Origin of the sequence: Methylophaga sp. OBS4 (genome assembly GCF_026319305.1) — a bacterium.
GTDB lineage: Bacteria > Pseudomonadota > Gammaproteobacteria > Nitrosococcales > Methylophagaceae > Methylophaga.
The window spans coordinates 1-15,992 of record NZ_JAPDMV010000045.1 but is presented as its reverse complement, the minus strand read 5'-3'; the positions used below and the strand labels follow the sequence as shown (position 1 = coordinate 15,992).

General features: G+C 50.3%; 15 protein-coding genes. 9 read left to right on the top strand and 6 right to left on the bottom strand.

Going from position 1 to position 15,992, the window contains the following annotated elements:
- The 4 genes from OMP95_RS11625 to OMP95_RS11610 form a co-directional block, all read right to left on the bottom strand.
- Window positions 1–2,848: ABC transporter substrate-binding protein (locus OMP95_RS11625; protein ID WP_323135134.1), on the bottom strand; the 2,848-nt coding region annotated here is incomplete at its 3' end.
- Window positions 2,849–2,942: 94 nt separating this feature from the next.
- Complete coding sequence (locus OMP95_RS11620) at window positions 2,943–4,511, bottom strand: hypothetical protein (RefSeq protein ID WP_266328999.1); 1,569 nt, start codon at window positions 4,509–4,511, stop codon at window positions 2,943–2,945.
- A gap of 403 nt (window positions 4,512–4,914) precedes the next feature.
- The gene (gene trmL / locus OMP95_RS11615) at window positions 4,915–5,385 is read right to left on the bottom strand and encodes a tRNA (uridine(34)/cytosine(34)/5-carboxymethylaminomethyluridine(34)-2'-O)-methyltransferase TrmL (protein ID WP_266328997.1); all 471 of its coding nucleotides are present in this window, start codon (window positions 5,383–5,385) and stop codon (window positions 4,915–4,917) included.
- Window positions 5,386–5,392: 7 nt separating this feature from the next.
- Window positions 5,393–7,021: a LysM peptidoglycan-binding domain-containing protein gene (locus OMP95_RS11610; RefSeq protein ID WP_266328995.1), complete on the bottom strand. Its 1,629-nt coding sequence runs from the start codon at window positions 7,019–7,021 to the stop codon at window positions 5,393–5,395.
- A gap of 67 nt (window positions 7,022–7,088) precedes the next feature.
- On the opposite strand from OMP95_RS11610, the gene OMP95_RS11605 reads away from it, so the two are divergent.
- Complete coding sequence (locus OMP95_RS11605; protein WP_266328993.1) at window positions 7,089–7,889, top strand: hypothetical protein; 801 nt, start codon at window positions 7,089–7,091, stop codon at window positions 7,887–7,889.
- A gap of 21 nt (window positions 7,890–7,910) precedes the next feature.
- Window positions 7,911–8,738 (top strand): mechanosensitive ion channel family protein, encoded by an 828-nt coding sequence (locus OMP95_RS11600; protein WP_266328991.1) that lies wholly within the window; start codon window positions 7,911–7,913, stop codon window positions 8,736–8,738.
- Window positions 8,739–8,750: 12 nt separating this feature from the next.
- On the opposite strand, the gene zntB is transcribed toward OMP95_RS11600, so the two are convergent.
- The gene (zntB, locus tag OMP95_RS11595) at window positions 8,751–9,722 is read right to left on the bottom strand and encodes a zinc transporter ZntB (RefSeq protein ID WP_266328989.1); all 972 of its coding nucleotides are present in this window, start codon (window positions 9,720–9,722) and stop codon (window positions 8,751–8,753) included.
- A gap of 422 nt (window positions 9,723–10,144) precedes the next feature.
- Here zntB and OMP95_RS11590 point away from each other — a divergent pair, with 422 nt between their 5' ends.
- From OMP95_RS11590 to OMP95_RS11575, 4 genes are read left to right on the top strand one after another with little or no spacing between them, the layout of a single operon-like run.
- Complete coding sequence (locus OMP95_RS11590; protein ID WP_266329003.1) at window positions 10,145–10,945, top strand: DUF2797 domain-containing protein; 801 nt, start codon at window positions 10,145–10,147, stop codon at window positions 10,943–10,945.
- Window positions 10,946–10,947: 2 nt separating this feature from the next.
- Window positions 10,948–11,970 (top strand): quinone-dependent dihydroorotate dehydrogenase, encoded by a 1,023-nt coding sequence (locus tag OMP95_RS11585; RefSeq protein WP_266329001.1) that lies wholly within the window; start codon window positions 10,948–10,950, stop codon window positions 11,968–11,970.
- A 1-nt stretch (window position 11,971) separates the two neighbouring features.
- Entirely contained in the window at window positions 11,972–12,775 is an 804-nt protein-coding gene (locus OMP95_RS11580) for a mechanosensitive ion channel family protein (protein ID WP_266328987.1), read from the top strand.
- A gap of 48 nt (window positions 12,776–12,823) precedes the next feature.
- The gene (locus OMP95_RS11575; protein ID WP_266328985.1) at window positions 12,824–13,222 is read left to right on the top strand and encodes a hypothetical protein; all 399 of its coding nucleotides are present in this window, start codon (window positions 12,824–12,826) and stop codon (window positions 13,220–13,222) included.
- Between the two features lie 6 nt (window positions 13,223–13,228).
- On the opposite strand, the gene gloB is transcribed toward OMP95_RS11575, so the two are convergent.
- Complete coding sequence (gene gloB / locus OMP95_RS11570) at window positions 13,229–13,999, bottom strand: hydroxyacylglutathione hydrolase (RefSeq protein ID WP_266328983.1); 771 nt, start codon at window positions 13,997–13,999, stop codon at window positions 13,229–13,231.
- A gap of 23 nt (window positions 14,000–14,022) precedes the next feature.
- Here gloB and OMP95_RS11565 point away from each other — a divergent pair, with 23 nt between their 5' ends.
- Genes OMP95_RS11565 through dnaQ form a run of 3 tightly spaced genes read left to right on the top strand, consistent with a single transcriptional unit; the run spans window position 14,023 to window position 15,937 of the window.
- Entirely contained in the window at window positions 14,023–14,754 is a 732-nt protein-coding gene (locus tag OMP95_RS11565; protein WP_266328981.1) for a class I SAM-dependent methyltransferase, read from the top strand.
- Entirely contained in the window at window positions 14,741–15,178 is a 438-nt protein-coding gene (rnhA, locus tag OMP95_RS11560; RefSeq protein ID WP_266328979.1) for a ribonuclease HI, read from the top strand. The genes OMP95_RS11565 and rnhA overlap by 14 nt, the downstream gene beginning before the upstream one ends.
- A gap of 27 nt (window positions 15,179–15,205) precedes the next feature.
- On the top strand, window positions 15,206–15,937 hold the full coding sequence (dnaQ, locus tag OMP95_RS11555) for a DNA polymerase III subunit epsilon (RefSeq protein WP_266328977.1): 732 nt from the start codon (window positions 15,206–15,208) through the stop codon (window positions 15,935–15,937).
- The last annotated feature ends 55 nt before the right edge of the window (window positions 15,938–15,992 follow it).

Sequence of the window (15,992 nt, the reverse complement as noted above, 5' to 3'; positions counted from 1 at the left end):
TGAGCAGCNTCACANATTCATCACCGCCCAGTCTGGAGGCGGTGTCATCCTGCCTGATACTGGCCTTGATCCTTTGTGCCACCTCGATCAGTAACTGATCACCGATTTCGTGACCATAACGATCATTGATTGGTTTGAAGCCATCCAGATCCAGAAATACAACGGCAAGCAGGCTATGATTACGCTTGCTGTGGGCGATAGCCTGCTGGAATCGATCGGCAAATAAGGTGCGGTTGGGCAACTGGGTCAGCATGTCGTAATGCGCCATCATTTCCAGTGCGTGCTGCTGTTCTTTACTTTGGGTAATGTCGGAAAACAGTCCCAGGTAATGCAGGATTTCGCCTTTTTCATCGACCAGTGTCGAAATTGTCAGCAATTCGGCAAACAGCTGGCCGTTTTTCTTGCGGTTCCAGATTTCACCTTGCCAATGACCGTTTTCGTGAAGACTGGCCCACATTTCCTGATAGAACACGCGGCTGTGTTTGTCAGATCGTAAAATAGCAGGGGTTTTACCGATCACTTCATGACGGGCGTAGCCGGTAATGGCTGAAAATGCCGGGTTGACATCAACAATCATGCTGTCTGGATCGGTAATCATAATACCTTCGTGGGCCTGATTAAAAACTCGTCCCGACATCTTCAGCCGCTCTTCGGCCCGTTTGCGCTCGCTGATATCGTAGAGAATCACCACATGCGTGTTGTTATCGATTTGCCGGTTTACCGCGGTAGCGCTGGCAAGGACGTGACGTGTCTGGCTGTTTTTGCATTGAATTTTGACTTCTAGCGGTTCAAAATCCTCACCGTGGTCGGTGGCCCGTTTCAGATGGCGCAGCCAACTTTTTATTACCCGTTGACGATATTTTGGATCGGGATAAGCTTTGGGCCACCAGTGTTCCAGTGTCGGAATATCATCCAACGTATAACCGAAGGTGTCGATAAATGCCGGGTTGAGATACGTAATGTTTTTGTCGGTGTCGTTCACGGCATGCGGTATCGGTGAAGCCTCGATGATGGCGCGCAGTTGTGCCTCGCTTTTTTCCAGCGCGAATTTTGATTGTTTCAGCCGGAAAATCCAGTAGGAAAACAGTAATAACAGCAGACCAAGTGCGGAGGACACCTTAATAACTGTTTGAGTGTCGGTTCCGGTTTTGACGGTCAGGCCCAGCCACTGGTTTTCAATTTCTTTGCGTTCGGTTTCGGTCAGATTGTCGAGCACTTTGTTGATCACGCTCAGTAACTCGAGATTATTTTTATCTACACCGATCCGGTATGCAGCGGTGGCTTTTGTCTGTCCGGCAAACTGCAAATTAAGCAGATCATATTTTTTGATGCCATAGTTGGCATAAGCCGCATCACCGACATAGGCATCGGCTTCTCCTGCAGCCACTTTTTCCAGTGCTTGTTGTGTATTTTCAACCGCCATCAGTTTGATGTCCGGATAGTCTTTTTCTAACATTTCCTGGGTGTAATACCCTTTTTCCACCGCCACGGTCTTGCCGCCCAGATTATCCAGCGAGCCAATGTAGCCATTACGATTGGCATTGACGATAACGATGGGATTATTGACATAAGGCACAGTAAAAGCCAGATGCCTGGCCCGCTCCGGTGTCATGTTCAAACATGACAGCAGGTCGAGTTCACCGCGATAAGCCATGGCCATAATTTCATGCCAGGGTTTGTCATCAATGATTTCAAAGTGCAGGTTCAGTTTTGCTTCCAGCAGGCGTATGTATGCAGCGGCCAGACCGACATATTGTCCTTGCTCATCTATCCATTCATAGGGGGCAAAGTCCCGATCGATACCTACCCTGATGGTCGGATGGGTATCCAGCCAGTGTTGTTCCTTTGCGGTGAACGTCACAGAGCTTGGTTTTTGATGAATAAAGCGATCGAGTTGTTTGTCAGTGAGCGGGGAGACGACATCAAGCTGGGCGTATATATCAGCGATTCGACGCAGCCTTTCCATGTGTATGGTGCCTAACGGAATAATATCGGGCAGGATCAACTTTTTTGTTTCCCGCGCTTCAAAACGCAGCGCCTCGAGTGTTGATGTGCTGCCATATTTATATTTGATGATTTGAATTATTTCTTCCGGATGCTCCAGAGCATAACGCCAGCCTTTGAGTGTGGCTCTCAGCATGCGCCCGGCACGGCCTGGATGGTTTTTCAGTTCGTGATCACTGGTGAACAGCAGATCTCCGTAAAAATCAAAACCGTAGTTATGCGGATTGATGATATTGATTTGTTCGCCACGCTTACGCAACTGATAGGGTTGATCAGTGAGATAACCGGATATAACGTCGACATCATCATTGATCAGGTGCTCAATGCCCAAATCCTGGGGGACAGTAGTCAAGTCATCCAGTGAGATGTCTGCATCATGGATTAATGCTCTCAACACCGCATCGTTGCCGGTACTGCTGTCAAACATCACTTTTTTACCGGCTATTTCATAGGGGCTGATAATGCCGGAACCGGCTTTGCTGATAAAGACCAGTGCATCATGCTGGAAAATGGCAGCGAGTGCCTTAACGGGGTCGCCATTGGCATAGCGGGCGAGAAGACCCATGCCGCCCACACCGTATTCGGAGCGGCCACTGACAACTTCATCAATGACGCTGGTGCCGGGGCGGCGTTGTTGCAGAGAAACATCCAGACCTTCGGCCGCAAAAAACCCTTTTTCCTTGGCGGCGTAATAACCGGCGAACTGGAACTGATGCAGCCACTTGAGCTGTAATGTGACCGGTTCCAGAGAAGTTTGCGTCGGCTGCTGCCCTGTTGCCACTGCCAGCATGGGCAGACATAACAACAATACGGGCAGTAATATCCGGCGCAATTTATCAAACATGGGCTCCTCCTTGCCAGCACCGATGATAGCAGTAATCGCCATAAAATCCATATAAAAGGTAGGTGTTCAATGGGCCTGGTCAGCTGCAAGAAATTTATTCCAGCAGATCCTGGAAGGTGAAACGTTCAAAGTCGTCATTTTGATCCAGTAGCTTGTCCGGCCTGACGGTGAAATTAAAACGCTTTTTTCCGGTTTTGATGGTCAGTGCAGACGCTGAGGCAAAAAAACCGGATGAGGTGATTAAACTGGCGGCCCGGTGACTCAAACTATTTTCCGGCATCAGAAAAGCCGGTTTTTTATCCTGCCCGTCACCAATGGTAAAAAATACCGGAATGGCATCACCATCGATAAACTTCAGCCCAATCTTGGTTTGTTCGAAATCATCGGTGCGCAGCCAGCGAATTGAAGCCAGCCGGGCTTTGGGCCGGGTTTGGTTATTTTCCTGTTCCAGAATACCGACAAAATCGCCTATTTTCAGATCGTGGGCCTGACTGACCCGGCGTTTTTGCACCAGATAGCCATAGTTGTTCTTGTTCAGTACTTCCCAGGCCGAATTCAGCCACGGATCTTTTTCGACCGGCAAGGTACTGACTTCGGTCAGGGCTTGATGAATATGTTCGAGTCCTACGGCGATAAAGGTTTCTTTGCTTCCTGCTACCGGTGTTCGCGGTTGTTTACGCTGATAGGCGGTATTGAGGTAAGGCACGATCTGCCTCAGCAGCCTGATATTATCTGCCGCAGGGTGATGTTCGCCCTGAGTACGGGCCTGATCAAACAAAGTATCGACCCGGCTCAACAGGGGTTTGGTGTCGAGAATCAATGTGGGTGGGCGGCTGTTGTCATCCATCACCGGTAATATGGCGGGCGATGGCGTACGATCACTGAGACAGTTGATATAAAAATGTCCGGCTAAGGGTTTGCCGTCATCAGGGAGGCTGGTGAGGTTCGCCGCCGGCGCCAGTTGCATCATCATGTTGTAGCAGCGGATGACGTCACCACTGGCCAGGCCGTAAGGATTGCTGATACTGACAAGCAGGATCTGGCAGTAACGGTGTTTGACCGAAAATTCCGCTTTCAGCTGTTTGTTTAAAAATGCTGGTTTATCAGCCAGCCCTGCTTGTTCAGTGAGCAGATAAAGCTGGTGTAACTCGCGAAACACTCTGACCGGCAGCGTGCGATAAAATTTGTAAGCATGTAATGCGACATAGCTCAGCTGTTCACAGGCACGGTAAATTGCGAGCTGCGCCAGTGGGTTTAGTTTGAGGTTATCGTTTTTTTCACCGGCTTCGACAACAACGATTTTATAGCCGGCAGCAAGTTCAGTCAGCACATCACTCATATCCTGAATCAGTTTGAACCGGGTGGCGCCATCTTTGACCAGCCGCTGCAGTTTGGGAATGGTCAGCCCAAACAAGACCTTGTTAAAGGGGTCACGGTACATATCCAGCAGTTTAATTCGTTCGGTATGGCTGACCTGGTTGGCATTGAAACGCCTTAAGGCATCCAGGTATCGTGCGGTGAATTCGATGGGACTATTAGAGGGCAGGCGCTGAATCCAGTGCCGCAGCAGTTCTTCATTGAGTTCCACATTACCCATAGAATGCCGCTCGGTCGGAATACTCAGACTGAGCGACGGCATATTGGCAGGCAGCGAAAAACTCATTTGGGTTTATTGATATTGCAACTCAGTCCAAGGTTTGACAGGCAAAGTACCTGATTATCCTTCGCCATCATAGTCCAGCCTCGTCGATTGGACAATGAACCAGGTCAGGTTATTTTGAAACGGATTTCAACAGTTAGAGTTTGTCGGCGTCCAGGGCAAGGCGCGGGCAATAGCCATTTCCTTTGTAACAGCCTCAAACCGGACTTTCTTTCGTTACGAACGCCTATACCCAATCAACCTCAAAATGGTGGGAAGCATGAATTTTTATTAAGCCACCCTTCGATTCTTAGTCAAGCTCAGAGCTTAAAGCGAACGGGGGCGCACTCCGTTCATGCTGAGCTTGTCGAAGTACGGATTGAAAACCACTATTCTGAAGTTGTTTAGGTATAAACCCGACAGGATCCTAGAGAGGTTTGGCACCGGGAAAACCCAGTTGCTGCCAGGCCTGATACAGGATGATGGCTGAAGCATTGGAGAGATTCAGGCTGCGACTGTCAGCCAGCATGGGTATGCGGATTTTCTGCTTATCAGGCAAGCTGTTTAGAATGGTATCCGGCAGACCACGTGATTCGGGGCCAAACAACAAGATATCTTCGTCCCGGTAGCTGATTTCATGGTGATGCCGGCGGGCTTTGGTGGTGCAGGCAATAATACGTCTCTGATCGGCCCAGTTCAGTAATGCCAAATAGTTTTGATGCTGATGTACATTGGCAAACTCGTGATAATCAAGCCCGGCCCGCCGCAGACGTTTGTCATCCAGTACAAAACCCAGTGGTTCGATCAGGTGCAGCTGCGCGCCGGTATTGGCGCAAAGGCGGATAATATTGCCCGTGTTCGGCGGGATTTCAGGTTCAAACAGTGCGATATGTAACACGTGTCAGTCAGGTTTCATCCAGATACAACTTCAGGTTTTGCCCCGGCTGTAACAGCGTGCGATCACTCAGACCATTCCATTCACGCACCTGGGCCACACTGACATTGAATTTGCGTGAAATAGCCCATAGAGAATCGCCGTTTTTAATGACGTAGCTGACAGTTTTGCGGTTGGCACTGTTTGATGAGGTGTTATCAGTCAAGATAACCAGTTTTTGCCCCGGCTGCAGAATATCGCCCGGCGCTTTGTTATTCCATTGCGCCAGTGTCTTGACGTCCAGATCATGGCTGCGGGCAATATCCCACCAGGTATCTCCGCTACGAACGATATGATACTTTTTTTGTGATTTTTTACTGGATTGCGAACGGGCCTGACCCTGTGCGGGCATTAGCGCATAGTCTTTGTTATCGCCTGCTGCAACGGGGATCAGCAGATGACTGCCTGCACGAATATTAGTACCCTGCAGTTCATTGGCCTGCTTGATTACGGTAATCGTGGTTTCATAGCGACGGGCAATTACGCTGAGTGATTCGCCGCGCTTAATCTGATGTCTGGCCCATTTAACACGTTGTTTGGCCGGCAATGCCGCCAGTGCAGTTTTAAAGTTTTCGGCTTTGCTGAGAGGGATCACCAGGTCATGGGGACCGTCCGGCGCTGTGGCCCAGCGATTGAATGCCGGGTTGAGCGTGTACATTTCATCACTGCTGATATCGGCCATTTTCGCCGCCATGGCCATGTCGATCTGTGAGCCGACATTTACCACATCCAGATAGGGTTCATTATCTATCGGGCTCAGGCTCAGATCGTAGCGTTCAGGAAATTTAACCATATGGCTGACCGCCATCAGCTTGGGTACATAAGCTGACGTTTCTGCAGGCAAATCCAGCGACCAGAAATCAGTGGGTTTGCCCAATTGCTGATTACGTTTGATGGCCCGGCCTACGGTACCTTCACCGCAATTGTAGGCTGCCAGCGCCAGTTGCCAGTCACCAAAGTCATTATGGAGTTTTTGCAGATAATCCAGGGCGGCACGTGTAGATTGAATCACATCGCGGCGGCCGTCATACCACCAGTTCTGGTCCAGGCCGTACAGCTTGCCGGTGCCAGGAATAAACTGCCATAGTCCGGCAGCATGACTTGATGAATAGGCATAGGGTTGAAAACCACTCTCCACGACCGGCAACAGCGCGATTTCCATCGGCATACCACGCATTTCGATTTGTTCAACGATGTAATGCAGATAAGGTCGAGCGCGTTCAACCACCCGGCTGACATAATCAGGATGGGTGATAAACCAGCGCAGTTGCTGTTCCGAGTCAGGATGTAACTGCTGATAATCAGAAATTGCAAATCCTTCGGGAATGCGTTGCCAGAGGTCTGTAATGGGCCCAGTCCGGGAAAGGCGTTGGTTGGAAAGTGAGGGGCTGGTAGATGATGATAAGGTATTGGCATGGGATGACTGCTTTTCGCCATAGGCATTCTGCCATACCGTTTGCCGCTCGGTCGCAACCCTATCGGTTGAATCAACAGGGGTAGCCGTTTGCTCAGCGACCTTTTCGGAGGTGCTGCTACAAGAGGTGACCAGTAAGACAAATAGTGCTACCAGTGCCGATTTTATAAGGGTGCGATTTTGCATAACGAGCTATTATAGGTGAGGATTTACAGGCTGTCTTTGTCAAAGTTAACAAAATCGTTATTTAGTTATGTCAACACAAACAAGTAATTGGTGGGGAACATTTGAATTCAGTGAGGGCGAACAGCGTCTGCTTCGCTGTGCTGATCTGCACCTGCAACTGCAGTGTCAGCCCCACCAGTGGTGGTTGGGTTACGAATGGCAGAAAGAGGTCAATCAGTTTGAACCTGAGCTGGAGCAGATACCGGTTGCTGATACTGGTACAGTCTTTGATAAGGAGCAGCGCTTTGTTTTTGCCGAATTGCCCAAGGCCCTGACCTTGCAGCCGGCGCTGGCTGATCGGCCTGTGGTCTGCCGGCCGGTGGTGTCTGTGACCCTGCTGCCTTTTCAGGAAGTCACGCTGTTTGTCTGCCTGCCGCTGTGGATACAACTGCGGGTTGAAGGGACGAAGAATCCGCTGCTGGATATTGCCACTGTCAACGTTTGTGATTCCTGGTTTGGTCCCAACACACAGGAAGGCGTGATCAGCTATGCCTCGCAGGTCAGTGAGCAGCTGGATGTCAAACCGATAGCTAACAATAAAGCCCGTGCCGCCATTGAAGTGAGAATTCAGAATCAGTCCGAACAGATGCTGACTTTGGATAAAATCAGTGTGCCGGCCCCCAACCTTAATTTATACACGGATGAGTTCGGCCAGTTCTGGACCCCCAGAATCACCCTGGTCAGACGTGATAATGATGATGCCATCCTCAGTGTTGACGAGGTGATAAGTGGTGGTTTGCCGGAGTCAGACCTGACCTTGGTGGCAAATGCGCGTGAGTATTTGGGCGGCAGTAGAATTACCAAAGCCATTTCGGCGCTGTTTGGGTAACAGACAACTTGGAAGCAGAATATGAGTGACTGGCTGGCAAAAATTGATGCGGCTCTGGTGCTGTCGATAGTCGAAGCGCTGGTTTACTTTCTTGTGGGGCTGTTGCTGGCACGTATGGCCGGCCGCGGTGTCAGGCAATGGAGTAAACATCGTTTTGATAGCCATCAACAGCTGTTGATGGCGAGGGTCGCCACCTACCTGGTGTTATTGGTGTTTGTGGTCATGGGCCTCAATGCGATTGGCTTTAATCTGGGTGTTTTGATCGGGGCTGCCGGTATTTTGTCTGTCGCTATTGGTTTTGCCTCCCAGACCTCGGCATCGAATATTATCAGCGGCCTGTTTCTGGTGGCGGAAAGGCCCTTTTCGGTGGGCGATCTGATTCGGGTTGGCACCACTACGGGTGAAGTCTTATCAGTGGATTTACTGTCAGTGAAATTGCGCACTTTTGATAATCTTTATGTGCGCATTCCCAATGAAACGCTGATTAAATCAGAAGTCACGACGCTGACCCGTTTTCCGATCCGCCGTATTGATCTGGCTATCGGTGTCGCTTATAAGGAAGACATCAATGGTGTGCGCAAAGTACTGGAAAAAGTAGCTGAAGCGAACCCGCTGTGTCTGGATGAACCCAAGCCGCTTTTTGTATTCCTGGGGTTTGGAGATTCCTCACTGGATATGCAGTTCTCGGTGTGGGTGAAACGCGAAAACTTTCTCGAACTGAAAAACAGCATTCATGAAGAAATCAAGGCAGCGTTTGATGCCGAAGGCATTGAAATTCCATTCCCGCACCGCTCGCTTTACACAGGCTCGGTTACAGAACCATTCCCGATCCGGGTGATCAGAGATTAAGCCATGTGTTGGCTAAAACCAGCGTTGCCAACGAAAAATCATAATCTGCATTACGACAACGATCCCCAGTAACAAATTAAACAGCCAAAAAGCCATCTCATTGTCGCTGCCCGGAATGCCGGCGACGTTGACACCCAGCAAACCGGTCAGAAAACTTAAGGGCAAAAATATCGCCGCCACGACTGACAATACATACATTCGCTTGTTCATTTGTTCGGACAGGCGGTTCAACAGCTCTTCCTGCGTCACGGCGGCCCGTTCCCTGGCCGCATCCAGGTTTTCGATATGGCGGATCAACTGATCGTTGATTTCTCGGAGTTCGATTTTATGGTTGTCATTCAGCCAGGACACTTTTTCGGTCAGCAATTTGGCCAATGCCTCGCGCTGTGGAGCCAGATAACGGCGAATAGTAATAGTCTGACGGCGCAAGGTCGCCAAATCATAACGTAAACTGCCGCTGACGCCGTCGAGCAGCGCGTCTTCGTAATCGGCGACTTTATCTTCATAATTACCGACCGTTTCGCTCATATCGCCGATGATATGGTCGCAGATACGGCACAGAAATTCGCCACTGTCGGCGGGGCCGGAACCGTGTTGCAGTTCATTCACGACGGTGCTGGCTGCATGAAGTTTTCGGCGGCGGCTGGTGATAATGCGTTGCTTGTCTATCCACATGCGCAGCGCAATCATATCGTCTTCGGAACCGGGGTTGTGATTGATACCGCGTAGCGCGATCAGCAGACCATCGTCGATCGTGGTGGCCCGGGGGCGAGTTTCATCCATAACCAGCGCATTGGCAATGACATGGTCGACGCCGGATTGTTCCAGCAGCCAGGTTTCGGCATCGGGGTGACTATAATCGAAATGCAGCCATAACATGCCTTGTGACGGCTGCCAGTTATTCACTTGTTCGATGGAAAGTACAGCAGCGCCACCGTGACCATCCAGCAGATACGCATGGAGCAGACCATATTCATTTGTCATACACGCAACCCTTACCTGTCTATCCCGCTCAAGCCTAGCAGAATATTCAGAGCCTGTTTACCGCTATCTAATAGCTAGCTATTAATACCGAAACAACCTGGAACTGCGCGTCTCAGAGTCCATGTAAATAGTCAGAACAAGGCGTAGCCTGCAGCGAATGGTTATTCCCTTGGCAAAGGCTACAACACCGTGCTGGCTATTTACATGGGCTCCCGTAGGGCGAGACGATAAGCCGTCCTGTTCACGACATAACACCTTGAAAGAGAGTAGCTATTCCTGCGGCGTTCTGTCGTGAACAGGACGACTTCTTGTTTCGCTGAGATCGTGCATTTCCAGGTTGTTTCGGTATAAGTTAGTATTTAATAGTAATTGAATACAACAAGAGGTATCTGGTGACACAACTTAGTGGGCAACTGTCGAAAATGGCAGTGACCTTGCCATCCAGCCATGAAGCGCAGTACGAAATGCGGCTGGGTGATGAGCGGGTGGCGATGAATGCATTGATAGGTCAGTCAATCAGTTTGAATTTTCTGGGAGAGATTCACTGTTTAAACTGCCAGCGTTTGACCAAAAAAAGTTACAGCGGCGGTTTTTGTTTTCCCTGTTCACAAAAGCTGGCGCAATGTGATTTGTGCTTTATGAAGCCGGAGCTGTGCCATTACGCTGCCGGTACCTGCCGTGAACCGGAATGGGGCGAAGCCGTGTGTATGCAGGAACATATTGTCTATCTTGCCAACAGTTCGGGGCTGAAAGTGGGGATTACTCGCATCAACCAGATACCGACACGCTGGATAGATCAGGGGGCAACCCAGGCGATACCGATTTTCAGAGTGAAAACCCGTTACCAGTCAGGCCTGGTAGAAGTGATGTTCAAATCCCATGTGTCAGATCGCACAGACTGGCGCAAAATGCTCAAAGGCGATGCCGAGCCGTTGGATCTGGCCGCTGAACGGGATCGTCTGCTGGCAGAGTGTGTCGATGATATCAAGGTGCTACAGCAACAATTCGGTGACGATGCGATTAAAGTCCTGCTGGCTGAACCGGTAGTGACCATCAGTTATCCGGTAAATGACTATCCCGGCAAAGTCTCGTCGCTGAACTTTGATAAAACAGCGGAGATCAGGGGACAGCTGCAGGGCATCAAAGGCCAGTATTTGATCCTGGATAACGGGGTGCTTAACATCCGCAAATTCAGCGGTTATCAAATCGAAATGGTGGTATGACAATGCTGTATCGCATGTTGCGTAATTTGATGTTCCGTCTTGACGCGGAAAAAGCACATCATCTGGGGCTGACCGGGCTCAGTATTATGGAAATGACTGGTCTGTCATCATTGTTATACAAAAAAGTCGCAGCCACCCCGGTGCGGGTGATGGGCCTGACGTTTCCCAATGCGGTGGGCCTGGCCGCTGGTCTCGACAAGAATGGCGATTATATTGAAGCTATGTCGGCGTTGGGGTTCGGTTTTGTTGAAATTGGCACCGTGACACCCCGGCCACAGCCGGGTAATCCCAAACCCCGCCTGTTCCGGATTCCCGAGGCACAAGCCATTATCAACAGAATGGGATTCAACAACCTCGGTGTGGATCACTTGATTGAGCAAGTCAAAGTCGCTGAAACCCACAGTTTGATTGGTATCAATATCGGCAAGAATTTCGATACGCCGGTGGAGAATGCAGCGGATGACTATCTGATCGGTCTGAACAAGGTGTACCCGTATGCAGATTATGTCACTATCAACATTTCTTCTCCCAATACGCCGGGGTTACGCAGTCTGCAGTTTGGCGAGTCGCTGGATACGTTGTTAGCGGCCTTGAAAAAACAGCAGACCCAATTGGCGGAGCAATACAATCGATATGTGCCCATGGCGGTTAAGGTGGCCCCCGATCTGACGGCAGAGGAAGTTCTGCAGCTGGCCGACGCTTTTGCCCGGCATCAGGTGGATGCGGTGATTGCGACTAACACCACCATGTCACGGCAGGGGGTTGAAGGTCTGCCTAATGCTAATGAAGCCGGTGGCCTTAGCGGTGCGCCGGTGCTAGTGAAATCAACGGAGATTGTCAGGCAGTTCCGCCTGGCTTTACCTGAACACTTGCCGATTATTGCAGCAGGTGGAATTATGTCGGCTGAGGATGCCATTGAAAAAATAGACGCGGGTGCCTCGCTGGTACAAATCTACAGCGGTCTGATTTACCGGGGACCAGCGTTGATTCGCGAAATTATTAAAGCTATCGAAAAGAGGAATTGAAATGGAAACAGCTACAGGAAGTGTGGTCGGCAGTTGGCTGATGAATATTCTATTTGCCGCTATCATTGTGTTTGTCGGGCGAGCGGTGGTGCGCTGGCTGGTGAAACTGGTTCGTAAATTGATGGTTCGTGCTGACATCGATCCGATTCTGATTAACTTCGCCAGTGTGATCGCCAATGCGGTGCTGATGTTATTCGTATTGATTGCTGCCCTGGATCAGTTGGGTGTCAACACGACATCAATGATTGCCGTGCTTGGTGCTGCCGGCCTGGCTGTAGGTCTGGCTTTGAAAGATTCTTTGCAGAACTTTGCCGCTGGCGTGATGTTGGTCATGTTCCGCCCGTTCAGAATAGGCGATTTTGTCGATGCAGGTGGCGCGACGGGGATTGTTGAAAAGATCAGTATTTTCAACACCATTATGAAAACCGGCGATAACCGTGAAGTGATTATTCCTAACGGTCAAATCTACTCCGGCACCATCACCAATTTTTCTGCGCGCGATACCCGCCGTATCGATATGGTTTTCGGCATTAGTTATGACGATGATCTGCTTACGGCCAAGACGTTGATCGAAGAAATTGTAAAGGGGCATGACAAAGTCATGGACGATCCGGCACCGGTGATCCGTGTTGGCGAACTGGCAGACAGCAGTGTCAACTTCGATGTACGGCCCTGGGTCAAAGCCGATGATTACTGGCCTGTTCGCTCCGAACTTATCGAGCAGATCAAATTAGCATTCGATAAGAACGGCATCACGATCCCTTACCCGCAAATGGATGTACACTTCAATAAAGGTGAAGTCTGAACTGCTGAGCAGCATTAAGCGGCCGGACATGAAATGGAGAACGTGTCGATGAGAACTGTATTGATCCTGGGTGTTGCATTACTGACGCTGTTTATTTCCGGTTGTGCCTCGCGGGCGGCTGTCGGTTATGGTGAGCCGCATTATCACAGTGGTGGACCGCCGCCACATGCGCCTGCACATGGTTACCGAGCCAAACATCACCATCACGATATGGTGTACGACTCACGTCTGGGCGCTTATGTGGTTGTGGGATACGATGATTATTACTTCCATGATGATTTGTACTTTCGCTACCGTAGTGGTGGCTGGCAATTTAATATCAACCTGGATGACCGTGACTGGCGGCATGCCGATGATCGCCAGGTACCCAAGGGGCTGAAAAGAAAATACAAAGGTTCCGGTAAGGGCAAAGATAAAGATAAAGATAAATATAGAGGCCGTTATTAGGGGTTCTTAGAACTGATCTTTCCAGCTGCGCAGCGTGGTAAATACCGCCTGAGCATCCGCTAACGGGCGACCGGCAAACAGTTCGGCCGCCCGTTTTATTTTGGGCTGCTGACTGCGCAGAAACGGGTTGGTTGCCAGTTCCAGTGCGATGGATGAAGGTACCGTCGGTTGTGCAGCTTTTCTGAGGGCTGTGGTATCGCGGATGCGTTGCTGTAAATCCGGATTGTCGGGCTCTACCGCCTCGGCAAAACGCAGATTGGCTTGTGTGTATTCATGGGCACAATAGATCTGGGTGTTCGCGGGTAAGGCGGACAGTTGCTGCAAAGACTGAAACAAGTCCGGTGCAGTACCGCCAAGTAAACGACCACAGCCGCCGGCAAACAGGGTATCACCACAGAATAGTTTGCCTTCCGTCAGATAACAGATATGACCTGCCGTATGGCCGGGCGTGTCCAGTACATCAAACGGTGGGAAATCAGGGTGTAATCTAAGATTACTGTCTGCTGTCAAGGGGTGCGTGATGGCCGGAATGGATTCGTTGGCCGGACCAAAAACCGGCACCGGATAGCGCGCCAGCAGTTCAGTTACGCCGCCGATATGATCGGCGTGATGATGGGTGATTAAAATAGCTGCCGGCTGTAACGATTTTGTTTTCAAGGCCTTAATGACCGGTACGGCATCACCTGGATCAACAATCATCACCTTGCTGCTGTTTTCCGGCTGGATGAGCCAGATATAATTGTCATTAAATGCAGGTACCGCATGAACTTTAAGCATATTTTCTCCTTCCGGGACAGGCTATGACCGACAACAGAAGCAATGTCATGAAAAGCTGGTGGCACAGCCCGCTGGGTGAACATGTTATGGCACAGGAACGGGAAGTCATTGCCGACTTGAGCAAGCAGTTCTATGGCTATTTTCAGCTGCAACAGGGAGGAGTAGACCTTTTATTGCCTACAGTCAACAGACCGGTGAGTCAGTCTTTGTTGGCACCAACGGGTGATGTAAATGCCTCACCGGAAGCCTTGCCGTTCAAAAGTTATAGTATAGACAATATGCTGTTGCTGCATGTTCTTGAATATGCCAGTGATCCCCATCAGGTGCTGCGTGAAGCTGAGCGGGTATTAGCCGCTGACGGCAAACTGATTTTGTGCTGCTTCAACCCCTTCAGCCTTTGGGGGCTGAGACGTTTGTTTTCATGGCAGGATGCCGCTCCATGGCATGGCCACTTTTTTACCCGGACTCGAATCAAAGACTGGCTGGCTTTACTCAATTTTGAGACAACAGAACAACGACGTCTGATTTTTCGGCCACCGTTCAAAAATGAAAAATGGCTGATTAGCAGTCGCTTTATCGAGCGTTGGGGCAGAAGATTATGGCCCTGGTTTGGCGGGGTCTCTGTTATGGTAGCCACCAAACGTACCATACCGCTTACCCCACTGCGGCAACCCGTGCGCAAACGCCAGCTGTTCCCAGCCCCTGGTATGGTCAATAAACCGATAGCCCGAGACAATAATAATGGATCACGTTGAAATCTTTACTGATGGTGCCTGCAGTGGCAATCCCGGTCCCGGAGGCTGGGGCGCCATTTTACGTGCCAAAGGTACAGAAAAGGAATTGTCTGGTAGCGAGGCAAACTCGACCAACAATCGAATGGAATTGATGGCAGTGATTGCCGCGCTGGAGGCGTTGACACGTCCTTGCCGTGTTACCATCACTACCGATTCCCAGTATGTGATGAAAGGCATGACAGAGTGGATCTCCGGCTGGAAAGCGCGTAATTGGCGAACAGCAGCTAAAAAGCCGGTAAAAAATGTCGAGTTATGGCAGCGTCTGGACAAAGCCATTAGTCCGCATGAAGTGGATTGGAAATGGGTCCGCGGCCATCAGGGGCATGCTGAAAATGAGCGTGCCGATCAGCTTGCGGTCAAGGCAAGAGAACAGCTTGCCGGTTAAACAGACCCTGGTGCATAGGAGTGTCAAATGGTTGAGACTACGCAAAAACGACAGGTTGTGCTGGATACCGAAACCACCGGTATCAGCACTGCTGATGATCACCGTATTATCGAGATCGGTTGTGTCGAACTGGTGAATCGCCGTCTGACCGGCAATACCTTTCATCAATATATCAACCCGCAACGCGAGATCGATGCCGGTGCGATGGAAGTACACGGTATTACCAATGAGTCACTGGTGGATAAACCACTGTTTGCCGAGATAGCCGAGGATTTTCTACGTTTTATTGATGGTGCCGAGTTGATAATTCACAATGCGCCGTTTGATGTCGGTTTTCTGGATCATGAGCTGAAAAAGCTGGCTGATGAAACACGTCGTATCAAATCGGTGGCCACTGTGCTTGATACCCTGAAAATGGCACGTGATAAACATCCGGGGCAAAAAAACAATCTGGATGCCTTGTGTAAACGTTATGACGTAGATAACTCCAACCGCGAGTTGCACGGCGCTTTGCTTGATGCCGAGATTCTGGCAGATGTTTATCTGGCCATGACAGGGGGGCAGGTTAGCCTGACATTGACGGCACAGGAAAGCGAAACAGCAACTGACCTGCGGGCGGAAACCGAGCTGGCAGCAGTCGAACGTCAGCCATTACGGGTGCTTCGAGCCAACGAAGATGAACTGGCTGCCCATCAGCTTATGCTGGACAAAGTCAATCAGGCCAGTGGCGGCCAGTGTGTCTGGCTGGCGAAAGATTAGGCTTTGGTTCTCTCCAAAAATAGCTATCCGCAGATTACGCAGATGAACGCAGATT